Genomic DNA, 25,120 nt, shown 5'->3' with positions numbered 1-25,120 from the left:
TCATCTGATTGTCTCCTGCACCAGTTGCGGCGGCGTCACCGCGCCCCCCTCCATCGTAATCGCCAGGGCCACACGTTCGGCAGCCTCGGCCGCGTCATCGCTGTCGGCGGCGTGAACACGAGCGAGCGGCTGCCCCTCGGTCACGACAGCCCCCAGCTGCGCAAGGTGGCTGATGCCGACGGCCACGTCGATGCGATCATCCTCCCGCCGCCGTCCACCGCCCAGATCGACCACGATCTCGCCCAGTTCCCGCGTGTCGATCTGCGCAACGACGCCCGGTTGGTCAGCGCGCAACTCGGCAACGACCGGGGCGGCGGGCAGGCGGTCGCGCCACCGTTCGGGAAAATCGCTGGGTCCGCCCTGCGCATGTACCATACGCCCAAAAACCTCAGCGGCGGCCCCGGACGTCAATGCCTCGCCGATGCGGGCGGCCCCTTCGGCGGCGTCGGCGGCCAGCCCGCCTAACGCCAACGCCTCACCACCCAGCGCCTTGGTCAAGGCAATCAGACGCGTCGACCGTCGCGTTCCCGGCTCGGTCAGGGCCTCCATCGCCGCGATCACCTCCAGCGCATTGCCTGCCGAAGTGGCGGCCGGTTGCGACATGTCGGTCACGATGGCCGATGTCATCACGCCGTTGGCCTGCCCCGTTTCCACCAAAGCCCGCGCCAATGCCCGCGCCGCCGCCGGATCGGCCATCAACGCGCCGGATCCGGTCTTGACGTCCAGCACCAGTGCCTCCAGCCCCTCGGCCAGCTTCTTCGACAGGATGGACGCCACGATCAGATCCAGACTTTCCACCGTCCCGGTCACGTCACGCACCGCATACAGGCGTCGGTCGGCCGGAGCGATGTCGCCGGTGGCCCCCACGATGGCACAGCCGACGCGCCGCACGATGTCCTGCAACTCGTCTGACTGCATTTCCGTCCGGAAGCCGGGAATGGCCGACAATTTGTCGAGCGTTCCCCCCGTGTGTCCCAACCCCCGCCCCGAGATCATCGGTACATAGGCCCCGCAGGCGGCCAACGCGGGTGCCAGGACCAGCGATACGCAGTCGCCGACGCCCCCGGTCGAATGCTTGTCGACCACCGGGCCGGGCAGGTCCCAATGCAGCACGTCACCTCCGTCGCGCATCGCACGGGTCAGTACGGCTCGCCCCTCGGGCGTCAGCGGGCACCGGCAGACGCCCATCGCAAATGCCCCCGCCTGCGCGTCCGACACGTCGCCCGCGGCCAGACCTTCGGCGAAGTCAATGAGGGCATCAGGCGTCAGCACCTCGCCCCGGCGCAACGCGCCCAACGTATCCCGGGGGGTGATCAAGCCATGAACCCCGCGTCAAATGCACCGGGCAGCATCTTTGCAATCGTAGTCGCCTTTTCCGCCCCGCCCACGGTCGCCAACGTCACCGGCACGTCACCCGCGCCGAATTCGGCCAGTTTCTGGCGACAGCCACCGCAACAGGGCACCGGCTCCGGGGAATCCGCTACGACATAAACTTCGGTCAGGCGCGTCTCGCCGGCCGCAACCATGGCCGCGATGGCACCGGCTTCGGCACAGGTCCCTTCGGGGTACGCGACATTCTCCACGTTGCATCCGCCGTAGACTGTCCCCGACGTGGCGCGGATCGCGGCCCCAACCTTGAAGTTGGAATAGGGCGCATGGGCATTTTCACGCACGGAAAGCGCAGCATCGCGCATTTCGGTCGATCGGGACATCAGCGGGGAACCTCCGGGCAGAAGAACGGTTCCCCTGATTGGCCCCCACCCTACCGGGATGCAACCCCGCCGATCAGTGCTGACCGAAAGAGCATGGTCTAAATCCAATGCAAAAGGGGCGACGTATCGCCCCTTCTCTGTCTCAAAAATACTCCTTGGGGTGTGGGGGCAGCGCCCCCACGTATCCGGGTTCAGATCATCAGCTGGTAGCTTTCGGGCACCCAACGAAACCCATCTTCGCGCGTGTCTACGAAGCCCATGGCCGGGAACGGCATGTGATAGCCGAGCATCGGCATCTTTTCAGCGGCCAACATGCCCAAGACACGGCGGCGCGTGGCTGCGGCCGCCTCCTTATCCATGTCGAAACGGACTTCCCAGTCGGGATGGGCCAGCGACCAGATGTAGTGGTTGGTCATGTCTGCCGTGATCAGCATCGACTTATCACCTGACGAAAGCATGTACCCCATCATGCCGGGCGTGTGGCCGAACATCGCCTGCGAGGTAATGCCGGGGGCCACGTCTGCACCGTCGCCAATGATCGAGAATTGCTCGGCCAGCGGTGCTACGTTCGCGTTGAAGCCGTCGTTCGCGTTGGCCGACCAGTAGTCGAACTCGGCCTGCCCGGTGACGTGCTGGGCGTTGGCGAAGGTCGGTGCGCCGTCAGTCACCAAGCCACCGATGTGGTCACCATGCATATGTGTGATGATGACATGGGTGATGTCCGCCGGTGCCTTGCCCGCGGCGGCCAGTGCTTCGGTGATACCCGCGGGGTTCAGTCCGGTATCGAACAGGATCGTCGCGCCGCCGGCTTCGACCAGCGTCGGGGTAAAGAAGAACTGCGAGGCGTCGGTGGGGATCATCGCCTCGGCGCTGGCCGTGGCAAAGGTCTTCGCATCGACGTTCATGCCGAAGGTCCCCTGCTGATCGCCGTCGCGGGACACCGTTCCGGCCAGCAGTGCGGTGACGGTCATGTCGCCAAGCGTGATGCCACGAGCGCGCGGCTGGGTCGGGCCGGAGGCCGCGTGGGCGGCGGCATGGGCAGGGCCGGTGCCAAAGGCGGCGGCGGCCGGAATGGCGGCGGCGGCGGTCAGGGCGGCACGGCGCGTCAGGTTGGTCATGGCGAACTCCTCTGTTGATATTTCAGGCAGATAGCGCACGGCTCTCGCCGGTCGACACATTCCGGCCACCCCAACTCTGCGCCTGCGCGCGGCCCCCCTGCCAAAACGCACAGCCGGCTCGCTACTAGACAGCCCCCCTGCGTCAATGGCAGATGCGCCTCAAAGGAGCCTTCCATGCCCGACACGAATACCGTCACCCGCTTCGCCCCCTCGCCCACCGGCCGGATTCACGTCGGCAACCTGCGCACGGCCGTGCTGAACTGGGCCATTGCGCGCAAGGCAAGCGGCACGTTCATCCTGCGGCTGGACGACACCGACCCCGAGCGTTCGACCGAGGAATACGCCGACGGCATCCGCGAGGATCTGGAATGGCTCGGTCTGACCTGGGACCGGGAGGAGCGTCAGTCGCTGCGCCTGGACCGTTACGCCGCCGCCGCGGACGAATTGCGGGCAAGCGGTCGGCTCTACGAGGCGTTCGAGACCCCGACCGAGCTGGACCTCAAGCGCAAGAAGCAGCTCAACATGGGCAAGCCGCCAGTGTACGACCGCGCCGCGCTCAACCTGTCGGAGGCGGACAAGGACCGCCTGCGTGCGGAACGCGGCGGCCACTGGCGGTTCAAGCTGAACCAGAACCGGATCGAATGGACCGACGGCATCCTCGGCCCGCTTTCCATTGACGCGGCTTCGGTCTCCGATCCGGTACTGATCCGGGGCGACGGCCAGGTGCTTTATACAATCGCCAGCGTCGTCGACGACACCGAGATGGGCGTGACGCATGTTGTACGGGGGTCGGACCACGTGACCAACACCGCCACGCAGATCCAGATCATCGAGGCCTTGGGCGGCACCGCCCCCAGCTTCGCGCACCACTCGCTGCTGACCGGCCCGCATGGCGAGGCACTGTCCAAACGTCTGGGAACGCTGTCGATCCGCGATCTGCGCGCCGCCGGGATCGAGCCGATGGCCCTGGTGTCGATGATGGCGCGGTTGGGGTCTTCGCAGCCGATCGAATTGCGCACCACGCTGGACGAAGTGGTCGCTAACTTTGACTTGGATGCCTTCGGCGTGGCCCCAACGAAATTCAACGTGGACGACCTGAAGCCGCTGACCGCCAACTACCTTTCCACCCTCCCCCTCTCGGCGGTGGATAACGAGGTCGCGGTCCTAGGCGTACCTGCAGACCAGCGCGACGCCTTCTGGACCGTCGTGCGAGAGAACATCGCGACCCGCGCGGAAATGGCCGGCTGGTGGGAGCTGATGCAAAACGGTGCGACGCCCGATATCCCCGAAGATGATCGCGCCTTCGTCGCTGAGGCGCTGACGCTGCTGCCCGCGCAACCTTGGACCGATGCCACCTGGGGCGAGTGGACCGCCGCCGTCAAGGATGCCACGGGGCGCAAGGGGGCGGCATTGTTCAAGCCGCTGCGCCTGGCACTAACAGGGCGCAGCACCGGCCCCGGCATGGGCGACCTCATGCCCTTGTTGCGGCAAAGCCCCCGGGTGTGACCGGTTCGCACCGCGTCCGCGCGGTGCCGGGGCGGTTGTTGCCGACACATTCGCCGTGACGGTTTTCGACCGGGGGTGGCGGTGATCGGATCAGTTGCACCTCGTTTTTGCCGAGGGTCTTTCGGGTTCGAATGAACTGACGCACTCGTACGTATCGCCCCCATGATGATACCCCGTTGTCTTGGCTGTCGAAGTCGCGCCTATTCTCTTGAACGGACGGGCCGCAACCGGCCAAGGCGCGGATAAACAGCCGCTTGTTTTGCAAATTCCTTCAGTTCCATCTGTTGTCTAGACCGCTGCGGAGACGGGGTTACGACATCAGTGGAACAGACATCGGTGTTAGGAATCCTCGCGCGGGGTCACACGACCGTTACAATGGAAGCTCCGGCGTTGCGTTTGTGGGAGGCAGGTGCCCATTGTCGGATGAACCAAAGGACCAAGCCTGATGCGAACCGAACTATTCACCTTCGAAGGCCATGACGGAGTCGAATTGAGCGCACGTCTCGACCTGCCCGACGGCGCGCCCCTGTCGACCGCGCTGATGGCGCATTGCTTTACCTGCGGCAAGGACATCCCCGCCGCCCGCCGGATCGCGACGCGGCTTGCGGACATGGGAATCGCCGTCCTGCGCTTCGATTTCACCGGTCTCGGCCACTCGAAGGGGGAGTTCGAGAACACCTCTTTTTCCACCAATATCTCTGACTTGGTGGCGGCCGCCGCAGCGCTGGATGCGCGCGGAATGGATGTGGACCTGCTGATCGGTCATTCGCTTGGCGGTGCGGCGGTACTGCGCGCGGCCCATGAGATTCCGTCGGTCAAAGCGGTGGCCACCATCGGCGCGCCTTTTGAGCCGGGGAACGTCACGCGACACTTCGCAGGCGCGTTGGACACCATCGCGCGGGACGGCGTGGGGGAAGTCGAACTCGGCGGGCGCAAACTGCGCATCGGCCAGGGCTTCGTCGATGATATCTCGGGCGTGAACCTCGAACAGGCGATCGCCACGCTGAAACCCGCCCTGCTGGTCCTGCACGCGCCGCGCGACGAAACCGTCAGCATCGACAGCGCGGCACGCATCTTCATGGCCGCGAAACACCCCAAGAGCTTTGTGACACTGGACGATGCCGATCACCTGATCACTCGCGCCGCCGACGCCGAATATGCCGCCGATGTCATTGCGGCCTGGGCGACGCGATACCTGGACCTGCGCCGCGCGGCACCTCCCATTGGCGCGCCCGAAGGCGTGACCCGCGTGACCGAAGTTGCCACCGACGGATTTGCGCAGGACATCGTCGCCTCGGGCGGCAAGCACCACATCAAGGCCGATGAACCGGCGGCCTACGGCGGCACTGACCGCGGCATGTCGCCCTATCAATTGATGGCCGCATCTCTGGGTGCCTGCACATCTATGACACTGCGGATGTACGCACAGCGCAAGAGCTGGCCGCTCCAAGGGGTTTCGGTCGACGTGACCCATGGCCGGATGCACGCGCAGGACGCCCCCTCTGCAGGCGGGGAGCGGATCGACAGATTTCGCCGGGAAATCTGGCTGAAGGGGCCGCTCGACGATGCGCAGCGGACGCGCCTTCTGGAAATCGCTGATCGCTGTCCTGTTCACCGAACGCTGGAAATCGGGGCAACGGTCGAGACCGTGTTGCACGAACCTGCCGCCGAAGATGCTGCCGCGGATGCGCCCGCCGCCTGAGCCTCAGCCCGCGATCAGGAGTTCTGACCGCAATTGCGCCAACCGCGTCAGACACTCGTTCCCGGCGGTCACGACCGCTTCCACATTTCCATCGCGGGCCAGACGGTTCAGGCGGCGCGCTGCCTCTTGCGTGGGCAAAGCACCGATCGCGCTGCTCAGCGACAGGAGGACATGCGTTTGCGCGTGGATAGTTCCACTGTCCCTGTCGCGCAGGGCCTGCACCATCTTGGTCTCGACCTCTTGCAGATCTTCCCGCAGACGGTCCAGCAGGTTTGCCTGCTGTTCGGGTCCGGCGGCATCCATCAACTCCGACAGCGTGACCGCAGACAGCGTCGGGGCGAAATCAGGGGCCCAGCAGGAGGCATCCGGCGCGTTCTTGAGGAAGTGCCAGATCGTCTTGCCGAAGGCCGTCACCGACCCGAGAGGTTTGGGCAGGATGCCGTCTGCGCCCGCCTCCAGGATCGCATCTTCATTGTCGCGCACCGTGTAGGCCGTCATCGCGACCAAGGACGTGGGTGGAGCGATGCCTTGCGCCTGACGCAACCGCTCGGATCGCAGAACGTCGAGCCCGCCCAGCACGGACATCTCGATGTCGATCAACGCCAGGTCGAACTGTTCCCGCGCCAACCAGTTAAGCGCTTCAATCCCGTCGCGCGCCAGCTCGCATTCAGCACCCAATCGCGTCAGCATCGACATGACCAGAAGCCGGTTGGTGGCGCTGTCGTCGGCAACCAGCAACCGATAGCCCCGCAGATCCGGCAGATCGTTTTCCTCCGCGGGCTCTTCCCGGCGCGACCAGACGGACTCGGGGACCTGTAGAACGATCCGTGTGCCGCCCGACAACATCCGGCGGAGCCGAAGCCTTGCGCCCATCGCCTGCGCGTGGGCCGATGCGATGTGCAGCCCCATGCCGTGCCTGGCTTCCTTCGGTGGAGTGGGTTGAGCGATCAAGTCGCCCTCCGCATTGATAAGTTCGGCGGGCAGACCGACGCCGTTGTCCTGAACGCTGAGGGTCAACGTCCCCCCCAGTTCCAGTTCGGCCCCAAGGGTCACCTGGTCACCACCAGAGTGACGCAGCGCATTCGACATCAGATTGGCGACTACCCGCCGTAATGGCAGCAGCGGAAGCTGCACGATCTCGGGCAAATTGCCAGATCGACCGGCCTTCAGGGAAATGCCCGTCCCTTCGGCTGCCCCATGCCAGCGCCGCAGTTCATCATCCATGAATCGACGCAGGTTAAGGTTGCCGGCAGGCTCCTCCGTGCCGTTGGGGGCTCCCTCCAGCAACTCCTCGACAAGGCGCGCCAGCAACTCGGCAGCCGCCTGCACCCGGTCCAGTTGCGGCAGGATATCGGGCGCGATGCACGCGCGATCCATCAACCGCACCCCGCCGATCACATCCGACACGGCTGACCGGATATCATGCGCCAGAAGCCGCGCCCTTTCGGGGGCGGCGGATTTATCGCTATCCTTGTCGTGCTCCCCGTTCATCCGACCGGATAACCAAGGCGCTTAAGCGCAACGCCAATCTCGTCCAGGATCGCCGGATCGTCGATTGTCGCCGGCACCTTGTCCAGCGTGCCTTCGGCGACCTTGACCATGCTGGCGCGAAGGATCTTGCCGGATCTCGTCTTGGGCAGCCGGTCCACCACCACGGCCAGCTTGAAGGCGGCAACAGGGCCGATCTTGTCGCGAACCCGCTTGACGCATTCGCTTACAATCTCGGATTCCGCGCGGTTCACGCCATTGGTCAGGCACAGAAAGCCCATGGGGACCTGCCCCTTGAGCGCATCCGCCACGCCGATCACGGCGCATTCCGCGACATCCGCGTGCCCTGCCAGGACTTCCTCCATCGCACCTGTTGACAGGCGGTGCCCGGCAACATTGATCACGTCATCGGTGCGCGCCATGATCCACAGGTATCCGTCTTCGTCGATCATGCCCGCATCCCCGGTCTCGTAGAAGCCGGGGAACGCGTTCAGATACGACGACTTGAACCGCTCCGCCGCGTTCCACAATGTCGGCAGCGTGCCCGGTGGCAAGGGCAGCTTGATCGCGATTGCCCCCAATGTGCCGGGGGCCACGGGATGCCCGCCTTCGTCCAGGACCTGCACGTCATAGCCCGGCATCGGCACCGAAGGTGAACCCGTCTTGACCGGCAGCGCCTCCAGCCCGATGGGATTACCCGCGATGGTCCAGCCGGTTTCCGTCTGCCACCAGTGGTCGATGACCGGCTTGCCGGTGACCCGCGCGATCCATTCCACGGTGTCGGGGTCGGCGCGTTCACCGGCCAGAAAGATCGTGCGCAGCTTCGACAGGTCATGCCCGGCAAGGTACTTCGCCTCCGGGTCTTCGCGCTTCACGGCGCGGAAAGCGGTCGGGGCGGTGAAGAAGACGACGACCTCATGATCCGCCATCACCCGCCAGAAGGTCGAGGGATCAGGCGTGCCCACGGGCTTGCCTTCGAACACGACCGTGGTGCAACCGTGGATCAGGGGCGCGTAGCAGATGTAGCTATGCCCCACGACCCAGCCCACGTCGGACGCGGCCCAGAAAACCTCGCCCGGCTTCACGCCATAGATGTTGGCCATCGACCAATCCATCGCGACCAAATGCCCGCCCGTGGCCCGCACCACACCCTTGGGCGCGCCCGTCGTTCCCGAGGTATACAGGATGTACGCGGGGTGATTGCCTGCAACGGGCACACAGTCCACGGGGTCCGCCTCGGTGAAATCCTCCCAGTCGAAATCACGCGCGGTCATCGTGGCGATGCCCTGTTCGCGCTGGAAGATCACGCAGAACTCGGGCTTGTGGTTGGCGATGTCGATCGCGGCGTCGAGCAGGGGTTTGTATTCCACGATCCGACCCGGTTCGATCCCGCAGGAGCCGGCGATGATGGCCTTGGGATGCGCGTCGTCGATCCGCGTCGCAAGTTCGGCGGCGGCAAAGCCCCCGAAAACCACGGAATGGATGGCCCCGATGCGCGCGCAGGCCAGCATCGCTTCCAAGGCCTGCGGCACCATCGGCATATAGATGATAACCCGATCGCCCGCCGTGATCCCCTGCGCAGCCAGACCGCCCGCCAGGCGCGCGACCCGGTCCTGCAACGCGGCGTAGGAGATATGTTCGACCGTTCCCGTCACCGGGCTGTCGTAGATTATCGCGGTCCGGTCCCCGTGCCCGGCCGCAACATGGCGATCCACGGCGTTATAGCAGGTGTTGACCATTCCGTCCGCGAACCACTCGGGCACCGGCCCGCCCAAATCGTGCAAGGCCCCGGACGGCGCGCGGCCCCAATCAATGGCCTGCGCCTGTTCCATCCAGAAGCCCTCCGGGTCGCTGAGCGACCGCTCCCACTCCGATTTCCAGCCCATGCCGTCCCCCTCCCGATTACGTCTCCTTCTTCTAGGTCCAGCACCCCGGCCCGCGCAATATCTGCCGGGAATTGAAACACATTGGATGACGTTCGATCCGGCCAGTCACTGCCAAGCGCATCACGCTAACCGTCCGCGACGAAACCGGCACGGTGAAGGGCGAAAACAATCTATCCGCCCGCTACGGGTGCCGCGTCTTTACCTTGGCGGAGGCCGCGGGCATGGTCGGGATGTCACATTTGCGAAAGGCATTCCGATGGATCTGCGCCCCCTCGATGACACCACGTTCGTCGCCCCCCAGCTGGAGCCCGCCGACATGGCTGCGCTGGCCGCGGACGGCGTGACCACCGTCATCTGCAACCGCCCCGACGTGGAGGTGCCAGCGACGCATCAAGCCGCCGCGATGCAGGCCGCGGTCGAGGCGGCCGGAATGAATTTCGTCTTTAACCCGGTTTCCATGCCGCAGTTGACCGAACAAGCGGTCGAAGAGCAATCCGAGGCGATCGACAATGCAGACGGTAAGATCGTGGCTTATTGCGCGTCCGGAACGCGATCGGCGATCCTGTGGGCGCTGGCGCAGGCGGGGCAGATGCCCGTCGATGACATCCTCACCGCGACCGCGAACGCCGGTTACCCCCTCGACGGATTGCGCCAGCAGATCATCCACTTGGAGGGCCAGAAATGATCCCGGAGGCGGACGGCAGGCGATGGCACGATATGGGCGGCGAACTGGCCGGCCCCGTACCGGGCGACGAGCATGATTTCGCCCTCTGGGAAAAGCGCGTCGATGCATTGGTCATCCTTGCGGGCCTCAAGGGTGTATTCACCGTTGACGGATTGCGCCGCGTTCTGGAGGACATGGGCGAGGACACCTTCAAGACGATGACCTATTATGAACGCTGGGTCGCCTCGCTGAATCAGAACATGCTGGAGGCGGGCGTCTATTCCGTAGCCGAGCTGGGTGAGCGTATGGCGCAGGTGCAGGCGCGCGGTCAGACCTACGCGGAAGCAACCGATGCAAGTGCTTGAACCCGGTGCGCGTGTGCGCGTCAAACGCCTGATGCCGCCCGGCCACGTGCGCACCCCCGCCTATCTGCGCGGAGCCACGGGCGCGGTCGAGCGTGTCCTCGGCCCCTTCGGCAACCCCGAGCAACTGGCCTATCGCCACACGCCCGACCGCCTTCCCGTTTACCGCGTGCGTTTCCGGCTGGCCGACCTCTGGCCGGATACGGAGAATGCAACCGATACGGTGGACGCCGAAATCTACGCCCATTGGCTGGAGCCGCTCTGATGCCCCACGATCACCACGACCAAGACCACACTGGGATATCGCCCTCCGGCCACCCCTACCGCGAAGATCAGGACAGAGGCCTCAGCTATTGGCAGGCCATGGAAATCGCCGTGCGCGAGTTGATGATCGAAAAGGGCATCGTCACCGAAGCAGAGGTCGCGGCCCAGATCGACGCGATGGACGCGCGCAACCCGGCGCAGGGGGCGGCCGTTGTCGCCCGCGCATGGAGCGACCCGGCCTTCCGCGACCGCCTGCTGACCAACGGATCAGCGGCAAGCGCCGAAATGGGATTCGACGTCGGCCCCATGAAACTCATCGCGGTCGAAAACACCGATGACGTGCACAACGTCGTCGTCTGCACCCTCTGCTCCTGCTACCCGCGCAACCTGCTGGGCCTGCCGCCCGATTGGTACAAGTCCCGCGCCTATCGCAGCCGCACCGTGCGCGAGCCGCGCAAGGTCCTGTCGGAATTCGGCCTGACCCTGCCCGACGATGTGACCGTCCGCGTCCACGACAGCACGGCCGACATGCGCTACATCGTGATCCCCGCCCGGCCCCAAGGCACCGATGGCCTGAACGAGGCAGAATTGGCCGCCCTCGTCACCCGCGATAGCATGATCGGCGTGGGTGTGGCGAAGGCCCCGTAACTTTACGCATCCCGGAAGCCGTCCAATGCCGGGCGCGCGACCCCAGTTCTCTTCTATCTACAAGGTTGGCCGGAGCTATCTGTGAATACTCCCCGCCTCACCGTCCACGAATACGCGGGTCCAGCGCGTCACGTAATCCGTCGCCAACGTAGTTGATCGACAGGACCACCAGCGAAATCGCAAGGCCCGGCCAAAACGCGCGCCCCGGATAAAGTTCCAGGAACGGCACACCGTCGTTGAGCAGGCGGCCCCAGGTCGGGAAGTCGGGCGGGAAGCCAAGGCCCAGGAACGACAGCGCACTTTCGGTGATGATCGCAGTCGCAATCCCCAGCGTGGCCGAAACCATGATCGGCGACAGCACATTGGGCAGCACATGCCGTGTCACGATGCGGCGCGACGGTGTCCCGATGGAGCGTGCGGCCAAAACGAACTCCCGCTCCTTCAGGGCAAGGACATCGCCGCGCACAATGCGCGCTGTCTGCATCCAGGACGTTATGCCGATGGCCGAAACGATTAGAATGAAGATACCCAACTCGACGCCGAAGATCGCTGTCAGCGGTTCGCGGAACAACAAGACCATGACCAACAGCAATGGCAGCAACGGCAAGGCCAGAAACAGGTCCGTGAGCCGCATCAGTGGCCCGTCAAGTCGCTTGAAATACCCCGCCAGCACACCGATCAGCGTACCAAGCAAGAGACTCAGCGCCATCGCCGTCAGGCCAACGGCCAACGACACCCGTCCACCCGCGATCATCCGCGCAAACAAATCGCGGCCCAGACGGTCCGTGCCCAGCGGGTATTGCAGGCTCATCGGTTCGTTGCGGGCGCGCATGTTTGACTTGATGCCCGACTCCATATCGACAAACAGCGGGCCCAGTACCACCAGCGCGATTATGGCCAGGAAAATCGCCGCGCCGACCATCGCGCCCTTGTGGCTGCGGAACTGGTCCCAGACGTCCCACCACTGGCTGCGCGCGCGGGTGACCAGCACCGGTTCAGCGGCGATCATCGCCGCCGCGGCGGCGACCGTTTCCGTCTGAGTGCCGACGTTCGTGTCGGGTTCGCGCGCATCAGTCATAGCGGATCCTCGGGTCCAGAATGCCGTAGAGGACATCTGCAATCAGGTTGAACAGCACGATCAGCACCGCGAAGATGAACGTCAGCGTCTGCACCATCGGCAGGTCGTTCGCCTGGATCGCGGTGATCAGCAACTGTCCGATCCCGTTCACCTTGAACACCTGCTCGGTGATGATCGCACCGCCGAATATTGCAGGCACGCTGAGCGCGATGACAGTCACGACCGGGATCATGGAATTTCGAAGCACGTGCACCAGCACGACCGTCCTTTCGCGCAGTCCCTTGGCCCGCGCCGTGCGCACATAGTCCTGATTGAGATTGTCGAGCATGGAGGCGCGCATGAAGCGGCTGAGCTGCGACGTGATCTGGAGCGCCAGCACCATGACCGGCAGGAACATCTGTCGCACCTGCATCCCAAAACTTTCCCAACTGTCGACGACGAGACGCGTGTCATAGATCGACGGGAACCAGCGCAACTGGACAGCGAAGATGATGATCACCAGCACCCCCGAGAAGAACGGCGGGACCGAGAAACCGATCATCGTCACGAAAGTGCCGGCCTGATCAAAGACCGAATACTGCTTGTAGGCCGAGTAGATGCCCACCGGGATCGCGATCAGGATCGCGACAACATAGGCCGTCCCGACGACCCACAGTGTCTGCGGGATGCGCTCGGCGATGGCCATGAAGACCGGGGCACGGTTCTGCCAGCTGATGATGCGCAGCTTGCCTTCCGCGAATGTCGTGCCGAACAGGGCGTCGAAGACATTCAGCGGTTCGATCCAGAAGAACTGGATGATCCATTTATAGAAACGGATGGGCGCAGGCTCGCCCAGGCCCAGGGCCTGACGCATCTGCTCCTTGACCTCCGCCGGGACGGTCAGCGGCACGTTTGCCATCGGGTCGCCCGGAGCAAGCTCGAGGAGCATGAAGATCACCAATGCGATGAACAGAAGCGTCGGGATCGCGAACAGCAATCGTCGGATGGTGAAGGTCAGCATCTGGCGGCGCCTCGGTTCAGGTCATTGTGAGCAGGTGAGGAGAGGGAGCGGCGCGGACGCCGCCCCCGGTTTTCAGGTGCGGGCGATCACTCGCCGATGCGGTACCAGTCGGCGATGTTCCACAGTTCGCTGTCCCAGGTGTTCAGCACGACGCCACCCAGCGAGTTGGCATGGGCCGAGATCCGACCGCGGTGAACCAGCGGGATCATTCCGCCACGCTGCACCATCATGTCGTTGAGCTGCTTGGCGATAACCGCGCGCGCTTCAACGCCGGCGGTACGGCTCAACTCTTCCCAAAGGGCATCATACTCGGGGTCGCAGAAGCGGGAAACGTTGTCGCCCTGCCACTGGTTTTCCGGGGTCGGTGCCTTGTCGCACAGACCGTTGGCCAGGTAGGCCTGCGGGTCCGCACCGTTGAAGGTGTTCTGATACATCTCAACATCGGCATAGAAGCGCTGGAACGTATCCGGCGAACCGGCGTCCCCTCCGAAGAAGACCGACGCGTTGACGTTGCGCAGTTCGATCGCAAAGCCGATCTCTTCCCACCATTCCTTGATCAGCTGCTGGAAGTCTTGGCGCACAGCGTTGGTCGAGGTCTGGAACAGCATCGACAGTTCAACGCCGTCCTTTTCGCGAACGCCGTTGCCGTCACTGTCGACATAGCCGGCCTCTTCCAGCATCGCCTTGGCCCCTTCGAGGTCCTGCACGTCACAGGTCATCGAAGTGGAGGCATATGCTGCGGGTGCAGCGACCCAATTGCAGGTCGGGCGACCCGCAGCACCATAGCCGATTTCCGACAGCAATGGACGGTCCAGCGCCATCGACAAGGCGTTGTAGACGGCCGGATCGCCCAAGAAGGGGTGCGGACGAATGACCGCACGCTCTTCATCGCTCAGCGCCGGGTCGGGGTTGGTGTTGTTGAGCATGACCCGCTCGACACCGGTGCCGAAGGCGGCGATTGGCGTACCCAAGCCGCCGGTCTCCATCTGCGCGATGACCTCGGGGGCCAGCTGCAGGTTCCAGGCATAATCGAATTCGCCCGTCTGCATCACGGCGCGGCCCGCCGCCTCGGCGTCGCCGCCACCCTTGAAGTTGACGCTGGCGAAGGCCGGCTTGCCCTCGACGCGGTAGTTCGGGTTGGCCGCAAAGCTGATCACGTCGTTGGTGCGGAATTCTTCCACGACGAAGGGACCGGTCCCGACGGGGCCGAAGTTCTCGTCCGTGCAGCTGGCGGCGGCGGCACCGACGCAGTCGGCAAACTGGGCTGCCTGGATGATCGGGCTCTCGGCACCGACGAAGGCGGTATAGGGGTTCGGCTGCGGTGCCTTGAAGGTTACGACGACCGTCAGATCATCGGGCGTCTCAACGCTTTCGACGGGTTCGAAATACGTGCCCTGGGCGCACCCGCCCTCGGGGTTGACGCAATATTCATAGGTGAACTTCACGTCCGCTGAGGTGAAGGGCGTGCCGTCCGACCAGACGATACCCGGCGACAGCTTCCAGGTGATCTGCGTAAGATCCTCGGACACTCCGCCATTCTCGACCGTGGGAATCTCTTCGGCGAGCCAGGGCTGGATGGTGCCGGTTTCGTCAAAACGGGCCAGCGGCTCGACGACCAGACTTGCGGCCTCGATGTCCTTGGTGCCGCCCGACAGATACGGGTTCATGGTGGACGGGGCCTGCCAATAGATGATGCTGACCTCGCCGTCGCGGCCGCGCTCGCCTTCGTGGCCGTCGGCATATGCCATCGGGGCCAGGACGAAGCTCGCCGCCGCGCTCAGCAGTGCTGCTTTCGTTTTCATGTCTTAACTCTCCTTGTTGGTACGTTTGTGGCGCGGGGTTGTCCCCCGCATCCGGGGTTAATCTAGGTCGTGCAGGTGGCAGGCGGCCCAATGGCCGGGCTTCACCTCGTGGAAGTCGGGGTCGATCTTGCGGCAGATGTCCATCACCTTGGGACAGCGCGTGCAGAAATTGCACCCCTGCGGCGGGTTCGCCGGGCTGGGCACGTCGCCTTGCAGCACGATGCGCTGCCGCTTGTTGCCCGCCATCGCGGGGTCTGGTTCGGGCACGGCCGACAGCAACGCTTCGGTATAGGGGTGCAGCGGTTCGCCATACAATGCGTCGCGTGGGGCCAGCTCCACCACCTTGCCAAGGTACATCACCGCCACGCGATCAGCGATGTGGCGGACCATCGACAGGTCATGGCTGATGAAAAGATAGGTCAGGCCCAGACTGTCCTGCAATTCTTCCAGCAGGTTCACCACCTGCGCCTGGATCGACACGTCCAGCGCCGCGATCGGCTCATCGCAGACGATGAACTTCGGGTTCAGCGCAAGCGCGCGCGCGATGCCGATGCGCTGCCGCTGGCCACCGGAAAATTCATGCGGGTAGCGGTTTATGAACGCCCTGTTCAAGCCGACCTGATCCATCAACTCGCGCACACGGTCGGTGCGTTCGGCCCCCGACAGACCCGTATGTTCCATCAGCGGCTCACCGATGATGGCACCGACAGTCATGCGCGGGTTCAGACAGGCCTGCGGGTCTTGGAACACCATCTGCATCGTCGGGCGCATCGCGCGCAAGGAGCGCTGATCCTCCGCCCCGATGGCCCGCCCGTCTATCGTGATCTCCCCGCCGGTGATGTCATACAGACGCAGAACAGCCCGCCCGCAGGTAGACTTGCCGCAGCCCGACTCGCCCACCAGGCCCAGCGTCTCGCCTTCCAGGATGTCGAACGAAACGCCGTCGACCGCCTTCACCGCACCCACTTGTCTGCGCAACAGGCCCGCGTAGATCGGAAAGTGCATCTTCAGGTCGCGGACTTTCACCAGCGGCTTGGTCATGCTGCCCCCTCGGATGTGGCGTCATTCGCCGTGTGCGCCAGCGGGTGGAAACAGGCGACATCATGCCCGTTGCCCACATCCTCGCGTAGCGGGTTCTCAGCGTGGCACCGGTCGAACACCAGCGGGCAGCGGTCGCGGAACGGACAGGCCGTCGGGGCCGCACCCAGCATTGGCGGCTGCCCCTCGATCACCTGAAGTTTCTCGGCCCGCGCGCCCGTCACCTTCGGGATCGTCCTGAGCAGAGCGCGCGTGTAGGGATGGCGTGGGTCGTTGAACAGCGGGAACACCGGCGCGTGCTCGACCACCTGCCCCGCGTACATCACCAGCACCCGGTCGGCGATGCCCGCAATGACGCCCAGGTCATGCGTGATCCAGACGATTGCCATTCCCAGCTTGGCCCGCAGATCCTCCACCAGTTCTAGAATTTGCGCCTGAATGGTCACGTCCAATGCCGTCGTCGGCTCATCCGCGATCAGGACCTTCGGGTCACAGGCCAGCGCGATGGCAATCATCACACGTTGGCGCATGCCGCCGGAAAACTGGTGCGGATAATCCGACAATCGCCCCTCAGCCCCCGGAATGCCCACCAGTTCAAGCAGTTCGATGGCGCGGGCGCGTGCCTGCTTCTTATTCAGCCCCATATGCCGCCGCACCGGCTCCATGATCTGGAAACCGACGGTGAAAACCGGATTGAGGGATGTCATGGGATCCTGAAAGATGAACCCGACCTCGCCGCCGCGCACGTCGCGCAACCGGGCCGGCGTTACCTTGAGCAGGTCCTCTCCATCCAGCAGGACTTCGCCCTCGCGTACCTCGGCCGGGGGGCTGGGCAGAAGGCCGACCAGCGACATCATCGTCACCGATTTGCCGGATCCGCTTTCACCAACGACGCCGAGCAACTCGCCAGGCTTCACTTCGAAGCTTACTGAATTTACGGCGTGCACCTCGCCGCTTCGTGTTCCAAAGACCGTGCAAAGGTTGTTCACCTCAAGCACGTTCCGGGTGTCGCCATCCGGCATCCACCACCCCCGTTGTATAGTCGTGCGGGTCTTACGCGCATCTGTTGCTGATAACGGTAGCAGATGAGTCACCCCCCGCAAGGGAATTGCCCAATCCGCAGGCAATTCACCATTATTGCCCTAAAATAAGGCGCTCACCTTGACCTTTGCGCAACCCGGCAGCACCCATGACCTATCTCCCGACCACGCAAGGTGCCCCATGTCCCAGCCGATGACCCTTTCCGCGTTCCAGATCATGGAGAAGCTGATCGGCTTTCCCTCAGTCAGTCGCGATTCGAATCTCCCGCTGATCGACTGGGTGGAGCAATACCTAGCCTCGCACGGCGTCGCCGCGCGCCGCGTCTACGATGCGACCGGGCAGAAAGCCGCGCTCTACGCCAATGTCGGCCCCGAGGTGGAGGGCGGCATCGTGTTGTCGGGCCATACCGACGTCGTGCCCGTGGATGGCCAGAACTGGACAGTGGACCCCTTCGCGGTGACCGAACGGGACGGGAAATATTACGGGCGCGGCACCTGCGACATGAAGGGGTTTGACGCGCTCGCCCTGTCGATGGTGCCCTATGCCTTGGCGCGCGGGGTCAGCCGGCCACTACAGATCGCGCTTTCCTATGATGAAGAGGTGGGCTGCATCGGTGCCCCGCCCATGATCGACGACATGGTAAAGCACCTCCCAAGGGCCGCGGCCGCCATCATCGGGGAGCCTTCGATGCTGCGCCCCGTCACCGGCCACAACGCATCGACCATCATCGACATCCAGATCCACGGGTTCGAAGTGCATTCGTCGAAACTGCCCCAAGGCATCAGCGCCATCCACGAGGCGGGCCGTGTCCTGCAATGGGTCAATGACTGGAACGCCAAGCTTATGGCCGAAACGCCCGACCCGATCTCCGCCGCGTTCGATCCACCCCACACGACCGCGCATGTCGGCATGATCCAGGGCGGCACCGCCCACAACATCACCGCCAAGGATTGCACCTTCAAACTGGGCTTTCGCTGTCCGGCGGGCGACGATCTGGCCCGACACGAAGCCGCGCTCTTCACGTTTCTGTCGGACCTTGACCGCGACCTGCGCGACCTCAACGCCGAAGCCGGCGTCACATGGCAACAGACCAACATCGTGCCCGCACTCAAGCCCGAGCCCGACGGCACCGCCGAAACATTGATCCGCCAACTCACCGGCGACAATGCGCCTCACGTCGTCACCTACGGCACCGAAGCCGGTCAATTTCAGGACCGCGGCTATTCTGCCGTCGTCTGCGGACCCGGCGATATCGCCCAGGCGCACCAGCCCGACGAATGGATCGACAAAAAGCAGTTCCACGCGGGCGAAGACCTGTTGAAACGCGTGGTCGACACGCTGGTCTAGGATTTTGGCCAGCGCAGGCGGCGGCAGGCCGGTCAGGGGTGGATCGCGCGGGGCATCACGCCCCGCTTTCACCGCGTCATCCGGACCCATGCCCGCGCCGGCCGGATTCCGGGATGATCACCGGCCTTGCTGATGACCGGCCTAGCTGATGACCGGCAGCGTCGCGGTCGTGTATTCAAGCGCGATTTCCCGACTCAGGACCGGGTCGGTCAGAGTCGCCCGGAAACGGGTCGCCGGACGCACGCCGCCGATCGCCCCAAGCGTTCCGCACAGCATGGCCGCACCGTCGGACAGCCCCCCCGCCGTCCGCAGTGCACCAAGGGGCCGAATCGCAGCCAACGCCCCCTCCTGGTAAAGGGTCCAGTCCCCCTGCCCCGATGCAATCCACGACCGCAGCTCTAAGGCGTCGAGATGTCCCTCGACCTCAGCGAAATCCCACAGTTCGTCGGCACAAGGCTTGGCACAGACCTGTTTCGAGGCGGCGACCGACTGCGCTTCCAACGCGCGGTCGGTGTGGTCGGACGCAAGGCCAAGCCAACACCGCTCGTCACGCTGCACCAGCAAAGGCTCCGCTTCGCCCGACGTGTGATCACCCAGAACCTCGATGCACGGCTCTTGCGTCAACAGCGATGCCGCGACCCGGTAGAACAGCGGCACCTGCGACGGCGGGGCCACGCCCAGGGCGGCCAACTCCTCGATGTGATGCTCCACCGTGGCCGCGTCGCGCCCCGTCCAGCCTGCGACGATCAGCCTGTCAATGGCCATCTCCGCCTGCGTCGCCCCGATCATGAACCGCATATCCTGTCCTTTCCCGCACCACGACAGACGGCCCTTGCAGCCACCCGTGACACGGCTACTTTCCCCCAAACTTCAAGGAGTGCCAACATGCCCGTCAAGAATCGTTTCGCCGAATTGCTGCCCGAAATCACGGAATGGCGCCGCGACCTGCACGAACACCCTGAAATCCTGTTCGAAACGCACCGCACCTCGGCGCTGGTGGCCGAGAAGTTGCGCGCCTTCGGCTGCGACGAGGTGGTAGAGGGCATCGGCCGCACCGGCGTCGTCGGGGTCATTCGTGGCAAGACCAACGGCTCGGGCAAGGTCATCGGTCTGCGCGCCGACATGGATGCCCTGCCGATCCACGAACAGACCGGAGCCCCCCACGCCAGCAAGACCGACGGTGCGATGCACGCCTGCGGCCATGACGGGCACACCTCGATGCTGCTGGGCGCGGCGAAATATCTCTCCGAGACGCGTAATTTCGACGGCACCGTCGTGGTGATCTTCCAGCCCGCCGAAGAAGGCGGCGGCGGCGGCAAGGAGATGTGCGACGACGGCATGATGGACCGCTGGAACATTCAGGAGGTCTACGGGATGCATAACTGGCCCGGCCGCGCCGTGGGCAGCTTCGCCATCCGCCCCGGTGCCTTCTTCGCCGCGACCGACCAGTTCGACATCACCCTGACGGGCAAGGGGGGCCACGCCGCCAAGCCGCATGAAACCGTCGACACCGGCGTGATGGCGGCCCATGTGATCACTGCACTACAAACCATCGTGTCGCGAAATGCCGATCCGGTGGACCAGATCGTTGTCTCGGTCACCTCGCTGGAGTCTTCGTCCAAGGCGTTCAACGTCATCCCGCAGCGGGTTCATCTCAAGGGCACGGTCCGCACCATGTCCGACGACATGCGCGCGTTAGCCGAACGCAGGATCAAGGAAATCACCGAGGGCGTCTGCACCACCTTCGGCGGCAGCGCGGACGTGACCTACCACCGTGGATATCCCGTCATGGTCAATCACGAAGAGCAGACCGAATTCGCCGCCGACGTCGCCCGCGCGGTCTCGGGCGATTGCACGGAAGCGCCGCTGGTCATGGGCGGCGAGGACTTCGCCTTTATGCTGGAGGAGCGTCCGGGGGCCTATATCCTGGTCGGCAACGGCGACACCGCGCCCGTCCACCACCCCGAATACGACTTCACGGACGAGGCGATTCCGGCCGGATGCTCCTGGTGGGCCGAAATCGTGGAGCGCCGGATGCCCGCCGCCTGAGACAACGGGCGAGGGGCCAGCCCCTCGCACTCCCCGGGATATTTCCGGCAAGAGGAAGCGACGGTCGGGCACCCCGCCCCCGTCATTCGCCTGGCGGACCGGGGATCGGGGTACCTTGCTCTTGCACGGTCATCGGCGTCCCCGCCTGTACCGCAGCGCGATAAAGCATCACGCGGGTTGAATATTCGTTAACGGCTTCCTCTTGCCGGAAATATCCCGGGGGAGTCGGCGCAGCCGACGGGGGCTGCCCCCCTATCCGCCCCGCAGATCGCGCCGTTGGATCTTTCCCGTCGCCGTCATCGGCAAGGCGTCCACGAAGCGGACCGCGCGCGGGGCCATGTGGGGCGAAAGGCGCGCCTTTACCCAGCCGATCAGCTCGCGCTCCAGCCCATCACCCCGCTCGGGGGCGACGACGAAAGCCGTCACCGCCTCCCCGCGCAAATCGTCGGGCAGGCCAACGACCGCGCACATAACGACGGCAGGGTGCGCAGTCAGACAGGTTTCGATCTCTGTCGGGCCGATGCGGTATCCGGCGGATGTAATCACATCGTCGTCGCGCGAAACATAGGTGATGACGCCGTCCCCTTCGACCCGGCCGAGATCGCCCGTGCGCAGCCAGTCGTCCCGCCACTTGGCGTCCGTCTCCTCGGGCTTGTTCCAGTACCTGAGGAAAGTCGCGGGCGATCCGCGGCTGCAGATTTCGCCGACCTCGCCCATCGCGACGGGCGCGCCATCCATGTCCAAAACTTCGACCTCCACCCCTGGAACCGCGCGACCCAGCGTCCCGGGCGTCACATCTTGCGTGCCCGCGCAGGACGCCATCACAAGGTTGCACTCGGTCTGGCCGTAGATCTCGTTGATGGGGACACCCAGCGCCTCCCGCCCCCAGGCCAGCAATCCGGCCCCCAGCGCCTCACCACCCGACAGGACAGCGCGCAAACGCAGGCCCTCAGGTGCCTCGGTCCGGCGCAGCATCTTGAGTGCGGTCGGTGGCAAAAAGGCCGCCGTTATCCCCTCCTCGACCATCAGACCCCAGGCATCATCCGGATCGAACTTGCCGAAACGCTTGGCCACAAGCGGCACACCGAACCACAGGCAAGGCATCGCCAGGTCCATCAGCCCGCCGATCCAGGCCCAGTCGGCAGGCGTCCAGCCCACGTCCCCGGCGGCGGGGAAGCCCTCCAGCGCCGTTTCGACACAAGGTAGATGGCCCAGCAGAAAGCGATGGGCGTGCAGCACTCCCTTGGGCGTCCCCGTGGTGCCGGAGGTGTAGATCATCATGGCCGGATCCTCGGCCCCGGTGTCGACCGGTACGGCGGGCGCACCCGACAAATCCCACGAATCCGCGTCGATCCGCAGGGCAAGATCCGGCAGATCCAGCGCCGCGATCCGGTCCAACCCGGCGGCATCGCCAACGACTGCCCGTGCGCCAGAATCCCGCAGCCGATAGTCCAGCGCCTCGGGCCCGAACAGCGTGAAGAGCGGCAGCGACACTGCCCCAAGTTTCATCGCCGCGAAATGTGCGATCATGACCTCGGCCCGTTGCGGCAGCAGGATGGCCACACGGTCGCCCCGCCCAACGCCCTCCCGCGCCAGCACCCCGGCCAGCCGGTCGGAGGCGTCCTTCAACGCACCATACGTCCAGACCCGCCGCCCCTCGGACAGGTCGATGATGGCCACCCGATCTGGATCTTCCGCGGCCCAACTGTCGCAGCAGCCGTATGCGATATTAAACCGGTCGGGAATATTCCAGCGAAAGGCCGCGCGCATCTCGGCCCAAGGGGCCAGGTGTGGAATTGTGCGCCGCGTCACGGGGGCCATCATCCGGCCCGCGCCAGCGTCACCGGGAACAAGCCCGCGAGCGGCAGCCCGAGCGCCTGCAACGCCGACAGCGAAATCTGGGCCCCGCCCGCCCCGCCGAGCGGACGCAAGGTCACCGCGATCGCGTCGCCATCGCCGGTGCGCACCGTGCCCGGCGTATCCTCGGTGACCAAAGCGGATTTGACCCAAAGGCCCGGCTCCGACGGGCTGCCTAGCGAAACGGTAACCATGCCAAGTTCTCCACCAGCAGGGGCAACAGCGGCCGCCTGTCGCGCCGCTTCCTTCTCGGCCTCCGATACGGTATCGAGCGACGCGACCGTCGTGGCCGGGCCCGCCAGCGGGCTGATGACAGTCGTCGCCTGCGGCGGGGGCGCAGCGACCGCGTCCACCGGGGCACCGGCACCGCGCCCCGGCAGGCGGTCCAGCAGCGGCAGGTTGGCGCAGCCCATCAGGGCCACCGGAAGAATGAAAAAGACACCGCGCATGATACGCTCCCAAATGGCTCTTATCCGTCCTACCCTACCGAACGACGGGGCGCTGTCACCTGTGCATACCCTTGTGGCCGGGCATCGTGGGGCGTAGCGTTATCACATGACTGTTCCACTGATCGATCCCTTCGCCCGCACCATCGACTACCTGCGCGTTTCCGTGACGGATCGCTGCGATTTTCGCTGCACCTATTGCATGTCGGAGCACATGACGTTCCTGCCGAAGAAGGAGCTTCTGACGCTGGAGGAACTGGACCGCATGTGTTCGACCTTCGTGCGCATGGGCGTTCGGAAGCTGCGCATTACCGGCGGGGAGCCGTTGGTACGCAAAGGCATCATGACTTTCTTCGAAGGCATGTCGCGCCACCTGGGCGATGGCCTGGACGAACTGACACTCACCACCAACGGCAGTCAGCTCGAACGCTTTGCCCAGCCGCTCTGGGATGCGGGCGTTCGGCGCGTGAATGTCTCGCTTGATACGCTTGACCCGACCAAGTTCAAAGAGATCACCCGCTGGGGCTCTCTCGACAAGGTGCTGCGCGGCATCAAGGCCGCTCAGGCAGCAGGGATGCGCGTCAAGGTCAACGTCGTGGCGCTCAAGAACTTCAACGATGTCGAACTCTTCGACCTGCTGGCCTGGGCCGCGGCCGAGGATCTGGACCTGACCTTCATCGAGGTCATGCCCATGGGCGACATGGGCGAGGTGCAGCGTCTTGATCAATACTGGCCGCTAAAGGACTTGCGCGCCCAATTGGCCCAGCGCTTCACCCTGACCGAACTGACCTACAAGACCGGCGGCCCCGCCCGCTATTTCGAAGTCGGCGAAACCGGCCAGCGCCTTGGCTTTATAACGCCGCTGACCCACAATTTCTGCGAGTCGTGTAACCGGGTTCGGGTCACTTGCACCGGGGAACTCTATATGTGCCTCGGGCAGGAGGACATGGCCGACCTGCGCGAGCCGTTGCGCGCCTCCGAGGCGGACGCCGGACTGGAGGACGCCATCCGCGCCGCCATCGCCCGAAAGCCCAAGGGCCACGATTTCGACTATTCCCGCCAGGAAGTCGCCGGTCAAATGACCCGGCACATGTCCCACACCGGCGGATAAGGGAGCGACGATGAAACTGATCCTGCTGCGTCACACGAAATCCGACTGGACCGATCCCGAGCAGGAGGATCACGACCGCCCCCTCAATAACCGTGGGCGCGCCGCCGCCGCCACGATGGGCCAATGGCTGATTTCCCGAAAATATCTGCCCGACCTCGTGCTTTGCTCCGATTCCGCCCGAACGCGCGAAACGTATCAGGCCCTTGCCCTGCCGGACACGGCGGTCGAATACCGCCCCGATCTCTACCTGGCCGAGGCCGAGGCCATTCTCGCCCTCGCCCGCGCGCAAACGGCTGAATGCGTCCTGATCGTGGCCCATAATCCCGGCATCGCGGCGGCGGCGAGGCAGGCAGTTGCAACATTGCCCATCCACCCCGAGTTCAGCCATTTCCCGACCGGGGCCTGCCTTGTCGCCGACATCATCGACGATCGGCCCGGCCGCCTGCTGGACTTCACGGTGCCGCGCGATTTGCAGTAATCGTGGTTTGGGCCGAAGAGGCCGCCAACCCGCTTCAGACGGAAAGAAACTCCGGCTCGTAGCTGATCGGAAAATTCACTGACCTTGCGACAAAGCAGACCTCGTGGATTCGTTGGTGAATCGCCGTAGCCACTTCGATATCCGCGCCGGCCTGAACGGTGATACGTGGGCGCAAGATGGCGGCGGTGAAGCGCCCTGCCCCGCCTTGTGAAACCTCGCCGATCCCAACGGGTGAATCCTCATAGGCCCCCACGACGATGCCAGCGTCGGATGCAAGGTGCAGATACCAAAGCATATGGCAGGCGGACAAAGCCGAGATCAGTAGATCCTCGGGGTTCATCTTGCCCGGATCACCTCCCAATAAGGGATCATTCGAACATTGAACGATCTCTTTCCCCGGAATCGCGATGTTCCAGGTACGATCAAAGGCACGGTAACCCGCCGTGCCCTTGCCCCGATTCCCGGTCCAGACGATGTGTGAAGAATACTTGTGTTCCATGGGTTGCCTCTGTCTTCGGAAGAT

Annotated in this window: 24 protein-coding genes; 10 read left to right on the top strand and 14 right to left on the bottom strand. The window is 64.6% G+C overall.

The genetic code is table 11. From position 1 onward, the window contains the following. The 3 genes from BLV27_RS11085 to BLV27_RS11075 all read right to left on the bottom strand — a co-directional run bounded on the left by BLV27_RS11085 (nucleotide 1) and on the right by BLV27_RS11075 (nucleotide 2,830). Nucleotides 1–1,314, bottom strand: coding sequence for a thymidine phosphorylase (locus BLV27_RS11085; protein ID WP_092646061.1), 1,314 nt, complete (start codon nucleotides 1,312–1,314; stop codon nucleotides 1–3). Then, nucleotides 1,314–1,712, bottom strand: coding sequence for a cytidine deaminase (locus tag BLV27_RS11080; RefSeq protein ID WP_244504626.1), 399 nt, complete (start codon nucleotides 1,710–1,712; stop codon nucleotides 1,314–1,316). Before BLV27_RS11080 ends, BLV27_RS11085 begins: the two co-directional genes overlap by 1 nt. 191 nt (nucleotides 1,713–1,903) lie before the next feature. Beyond that, nucleotides 1,904–2,830 (bottom strand): MBL fold metallo-hydrolase, encoded by a 927-nt coding sequence (locus BLV27_RS11075; protein ID WP_092645911.1) that lies wholly within the window; start codon nucleotides 2,828–2,830, stop codon nucleotides 1,904–1,906. Between the two features lie 174 nt (nucleotides 2,831–3,004). Here BLV27_RS11075 and gltX point away from each other — a divergent pair, with 174 nt between their 5' ends. Then, nucleotides 3,005–4,336, top strand: coding sequence for a glutamate--tRNA ligase (gene gltX / locus BLV27_RS11070; protein ID WP_092645909.1), 1,332 nt, complete (start codon nucleotides 3,005–3,007; stop codon nucleotides 4,334–4,336). A 445-nt stretch (nucleotides 4,337–4,781) separates the two neighbouring features. After that, entirely contained in the window at nucleotides 4,782–6,038 is a 1,257-nt protein-coding gene (locus tag BLV27_RS11065) for a bifunctional alpha/beta hydrolase/OsmC family protein (RefSeq protein WP_092645907.1), read from the top strand. Between the two features lie 3 nt (nucleotides 6,039–6,041). Here BLV27_RS11065 and BLV27_RS11060 read toward each other — a convergent pair whose 3' ends face one another. Then, complete coding sequence (locus BLV27_RS11060) at nucleotides 6,042–7,529, bottom strand: ATP-binding protein (RefSeq protein ID WP_092645905.1); 1,488 nt, start codon at nucleotides 7,527–7,529, stop codon at nucleotides 6,042–6,044. Beyond that, nucleotides 7,526–9,412, bottom strand: coding sequence for an AMP-binding protein (locus BLV27_RS11055; protein ID WP_092645903.1), 1,887 nt, complete (start codon nucleotides 9,410–9,412; stop codon nucleotides 7,526–7,528). The genes BLV27_RS11060 and BLV27_RS11055 overlap by 4 nt, the downstream gene beginning before the upstream one ends. 256 nt (nucleotides 9,413–9,668) lie before the next feature. Here BLV27_RS11055 and BLV27_RS11050 point away from each other — a divergent pair, with 256 nt between their 5' ends. From BLV27_RS11050 to nthA, 4 genes are read left to right on the top strand one after another with little or no spacing between them, the layout of a single operon-like run. After that, nucleotides 9,669–10,097: a protein tyrosine phosphatase family protein gene (locus tag BLV27_RS11050; protein ID WP_092645901.1), complete on the top strand. Its 429-nt coding sequence runs from the start codon at nucleotides 9,669–9,671 to the stop codon at nucleotides 10,095–10,097. Beyond that, nucleotides 10,094–10,441 (top strand): ScnB-like protein, encoded by a 348-nt coding sequence (locus BLV27_RS20125; RefSeq protein ID WP_342024661.1) that lies wholly within the window; start codon nucleotides 10,094–10,096, stop codon nucleotides 10,439–10,441. The genes BLV27_RS11050 and BLV27_RS20125 overlap by 4 nt, the downstream gene beginning before the upstream one ends. Then, nucleotides 10,428–10,703, top strand: coding sequence for an SH3-like domain-containing protein (locus BLV27_RS20120; RefSeq protein ID WP_092645899.1), 276 nt, complete (start codon nucleotides 10,428–10,430; stop codon nucleotides 10,701–10,703). The genes BLV27_RS20125 and BLV27_RS20120 overlap by 14 nt, the downstream gene beginning before the upstream one ends. Further along, entirely contained in the window at nucleotides 10,703–11,350 is a 648-nt protein-coding gene (nthA, locus tag BLV27_RS11035) for a nitrile hydratase subunit alpha (protein WP_092645896.1), read from the top strand. The genes BLV27_RS20120 and nthA overlap by 1 nt, the downstream gene beginning before the upstream one ends. Nucleotides 11,351–11,447: 97 nt before the next feature. Here nthA and BLV27_RS11030 read toward each other — a convergent pair whose 3' ends face one another. The 5 genes from BLV27_RS11030 to BLV27_RS11010 all read right to left on the bottom strand — a co-directional run bounded on the left by BLV27_RS11030 (nucleotide 11,448) and on the right by BLV27_RS11010 (nucleotide 17,290). Then, nucleotides 11,448–12,359 (bottom strand): ABC transporter permease, encoded by a 912-nt coding sequence (locus BLV27_RS11030; protein WP_244504632.1) that lies wholly within the window; start codon nucleotides 12,357–12,359, stop codon nucleotides 11,448–11,450. Nucleotides 12,360–12,420: 61 nt separating this feature from the next. Continuing rightward, on the bottom strand, nucleotides 12,421–13,428 hold the full coding sequence (locus tag BLV27_RS11025) for an ABC transporter permease (RefSeq protein WP_092645892.1): 1,008 nt from the start codon (nucleotides 13,426–13,428) through the stop codon (nucleotides 12,421–12,423). A gap of 86 nt (nucleotides 13,429–13,514) precedes the next feature. Beyond that, nucleotides 13,515–15,230 carry a peptide ABC transporter substrate-binding protein gene (locus tag BLV27_RS11020; RefSeq protein ID WP_092645890.1) on the bottom strand — a complete coding sequence of 572 codons (1,716 nt, stop codon included), beginning with the start codon at nucleotides 15,228–15,230 and terminating at the stop codon, nucleotides 13,515–13,517. A 57-nt stretch (nucleotides 15,231–15,287) separates the two neighbouring features. After that, complete coding sequence (locus BLV27_RS11015) at nucleotides 15,288–16,271, bottom strand: ABC transporter ATP-binding protein (protein ID WP_092645888.1); 984 nt, start codon at nucleotides 16,269–16,271, stop codon at nucleotides 15,288–15,290. Beyond that, a complete protein-coding gene (locus BLV27_RS11010; protein WP_092645886.1) occupies nucleotides 16,268–17,290 on the bottom strand; it encodes an ABC transporter ATP-binding protein in 1,023 nt (340 codons plus the stop codon). The genes BLV27_RS11015 and BLV27_RS11010 overlap by 4 nt, the downstream gene beginning before the upstream one ends. A 199-nt stretch (nucleotides 17,291–17,489) precedes the next feature. Between BLV27_RS11010 and argE the strand changes: the two genes are divergently transcribed. After that, nucleotides 17,490–18,656 (top strand): acetylornithine deacetylase, encoded by a 1,167-nt coding sequence (argE, locus tag BLV27_RS11005; RefSeq protein ID WP_244504625.1) that lies wholly within the window; start codon nucleotides 17,490–17,492, stop codon nucleotides 18,654–18,656. A gap of 141 nt (nucleotides 18,657–18,797) precedes the next feature. Here the strand turns inward: argE and BLV27_RS11000 are convergent, their stop codons facing one another. Continuing rightward, complete coding sequence (locus tag BLV27_RS11000; protein WP_092645884.1) at nucleotides 18,798–19,454, bottom strand: DUF2848 domain-containing protein; 657 nt, start codon at nucleotides 19,452–19,454, stop codon at nucleotides 18,798–18,800. 87 nt (nucleotides 19,455–19,541) lie between these two features. Here BLV27_RS11000 and BLV27_RS10995 point away from each other — a divergent pair, with 87 nt between their 5' ends. Continuing rightward, nucleotides 19,542–20,705: a M20 aminoacylase family protein gene (locus tag BLV27_RS10995; protein ID WP_092645882.1), complete on the top strand. Its 1,164-nt coding sequence runs from the start codon at nucleotides 19,542–19,544 to the stop codon at nucleotides 20,703–20,705. A 252-nt stretch (nucleotides 20,706–20,957) separates the two neighbouring features. Here BLV27_RS10995 and BLV27_RS10990 read toward each other — a convergent pair whose 3' ends face one another. Then, complete coding sequence (locus BLV27_RS10990; protein WP_244504624.1) at nucleotides 20,958–22,526, bottom strand: AMP-binding protein; 1,569 nt, start codon at nucleotides 22,524–22,526, stop codon at nucleotides 20,958–20,960. Next, nucleotides 22,526–23,011 carry a hypothetical protein gene (locus BLV27_RS10985; RefSeq protein WP_092645879.1) on the bottom strand — a complete coding sequence of 162 codons (486 nt, stop codon included), beginning with the start codon at nucleotides 23,009–23,011 and terminating at the stop codon, nucleotides 22,526–22,528. The genes BLV27_RS10990 and BLV27_RS10985 overlap by 1 nt, the downstream gene beginning before the upstream one ends. 106 nt (nucleotides 23,012–23,117) lie before the next feature. Here BLV27_RS10985 and moaA point away from each other — a divergent pair, with 106 nt between their 5' ends. Together moaA and BLV27_RS10975 are read left to right on the top strand one after the other, a co-directional pair. Next, the gene (moaA, locus tag BLV27_RS10980; protein WP_092645878.1) at nucleotides 23,118–24,119 is read left to right on the top strand and encodes a GTP 3',8-cyclase MoaA; all 1,002 of its coding nucleotides are present in this window, start codon (nucleotides 23,118–23,120) and stop codon (nucleotides 24,117–24,119) included. 10 nt (nucleotides 24,120–24,129) lie between these two features. After that, nucleotides 24,130–24,597, top strand: a complete 468-nt coding sequence (locus BLV27_RS10975; protein ID WP_092645876.1) for a SixA phosphatase family protein — start codon at nucleotides 24,130–24,132, stop codon at nucleotides 24,595–24,597. 34 nt (nucleotides 24,598–24,631) lie between these two features. Here BLV27_RS10975 and BLV27_RS10970 read toward each other — a convergent pair whose 3' ends face one another. Continuing rightward, nucleotides 24,632–25,096, bottom strand: a complete 465-nt coding sequence (locus BLV27_RS10970) for an OsmC family protein (RefSeq protein WP_092645874.1) — start codon at nucleotides 25,094–25,096, stop codon at nucleotides 24,632–24,634. Nucleotides 25,097–25,120 lie beyond the last annotated feature (24 nt).

Origin of the sequence: Jannaschia faecimaris (assembly GCF_900107415.1) — a bacterium.
In the GTDB taxonomy this organism is placed as follows: domain Bacteria; phylum Pseudomonadota; class Alphaproteobacteria; order Rhodobacterales; family Rhodobacteraceae; genus Jannaschia; species Jannaschia faecimaris.
This window is presented reverse-complemented; position numbering and strand designations above follow the sequence as displayed.

Coding starts and splice junctions, on each gene's coding strand:
- nthA (WP_092645896.1), top strand. CDS start 10,703: ATGCCCCACGATCACCACGACCAAGACCACACTGGGATATCGCCCTCC.
- BLV27_RS11030 (WP_244504632.1), bottom strand. CDS start 12,359: ATGATCGCCGCTGAACCGGTGCTGGTCACCCGCGCGCGCAGCCAGTGG.
- BLV27_RS11075 (WP_092645911.1), bottom strand. CDS start 2,830: ATGACCAACCTGACGCGCCGTGCCGCCCTGACCGCCGCCGCCGCCATT.
- BLV27_RS10970 (WP_092645874.1), bottom strand. CDS start 25,096: ATGGAACACAAGTATTCTTCACACATCGTCTGGACCGGGAATCGGGGC.
- BLV27_RS20120 (WP_092645899.1), top strand. CDS start 10,428: ATGCAAGTGCTTGAACCCGGTGCGCGTGTGCGCGTCAAACGCCTGATG.
- BLV27_RS11000 (WP_092645884.1), bottom strand. CDS start 19,454: ATGCGGTTCATGATCGGGGCGACGCAGGCGGAGATGGCCATTGACAGG.
- BLV27_RS20125 (WP_342024661.1), top strand. CDS start 10,094: ATGATCCCGGAGGCGGACGGCAGGCGATGGCACGATATGGGCGGCGAA.
- BLV27_RS10995 (WP_092645882.1), top strand. CDS start 19,542: ATGCCCGTCAAGAATCGTTTCGCCGAATTGCTGCCCGAAATCACGGAA.
- BLV27_RS11050 (WP_092645901.1), top strand. CDS start 9,669: ATGGATCTGCGCCCCCTCGATGACACCACGTTCGTCGCCCCCCAGCTG.
- moaA (WP_092645878.1), top strand. CDS start 23,118: ATGACTGTTCCACTGATCGATCCCTTCGCCCGCACCATCGACTACCTG.
- BLV27_RS10975 (WP_092645876.1), top strand. CDS start 24,130: ATGAAACTGATCCTGCTGCGTCACACGAAATCCGACTGGACCGATCCC.
- BLV27_RS11055 (WP_092645903.1), bottom strand. CDS start 9,412: ATGGGCTGGAAATCGGAGTGGGAGCGGTCGCTCAGCGACCCGGAGGGC.
- BLV27_RS10985 (WP_092645879.1), bottom strand. CDS start 23,011: ATGCGCGGTGTCTTTTTCATTCTTCCGGTGGCCCTGATGGGCTGCGCC.
- BLV27_RS11080 (WP_244504626.1), bottom strand. CDS start 1,712: ATGTCCCGATCGACCGAAATGCGCGATGCTGCGCTTTCCGTGCGTGAA.
- BLV27_RS11025 (WP_092645892.1), bottom strand. CDS start 13,428: ATGCTGACCTTCACCATCCGACGATTGCTGTTCGCGATCCCGACGCTT.
- argE (WP_244504625.1), top strand. CDS start 17,490: ATGTCCCAGCCGATGACCCTTTCCGCGTTCCAGATCATGGAGAAGCTG.
- BLV27_RS11020 (WP_092645890.1), bottom strand. CDS start 15,230: ATGAAAACGAAAGCAGCACTGCTGAGCGCGGCGGCGAGCTTCGTCCTG.
- BLV27_RS11010 (WP_092645886.1), bottom strand. CDS start 17,290: ATGCCGGATGGCGACACCCGGAACGTGCTTGAGGTGAACAACCTTTGC.
- gltX (WP_092645909.1), top strand. CDS start 3,005: ATGCCCGACACGAATACCGTCACCCGCTTCGCCCCCTCGCCCACCGGC.
- BLV27_RS11015 (WP_092645888.1), bottom strand. CDS start 16,271: ATGACCAAGCCGCTGGTGAAAGTCCGCGACCTGAAGATGCACTTTCCG.
- BLV27_RS11065 (WP_092645907.1), top strand. CDS start 4,782: ATGCGAACCGAACTATTCACCTTCGAAGGCCATGACGGAGTCGAATTG.
- BLV27_RS10990 (WP_244504624.1), bottom strand. CDS start 22,526: ATGGCCCCCGTGACGCGGCGCACAATTCCACACCTGGCCCCTTGGGCC.
- BLV27_RS11060 (WP_092645905.1), bottom strand. CDS start 7,529: ATGAACGGGGAGCACGACAAGGATAGCGATAAATCCGCCGCCCCCGAA.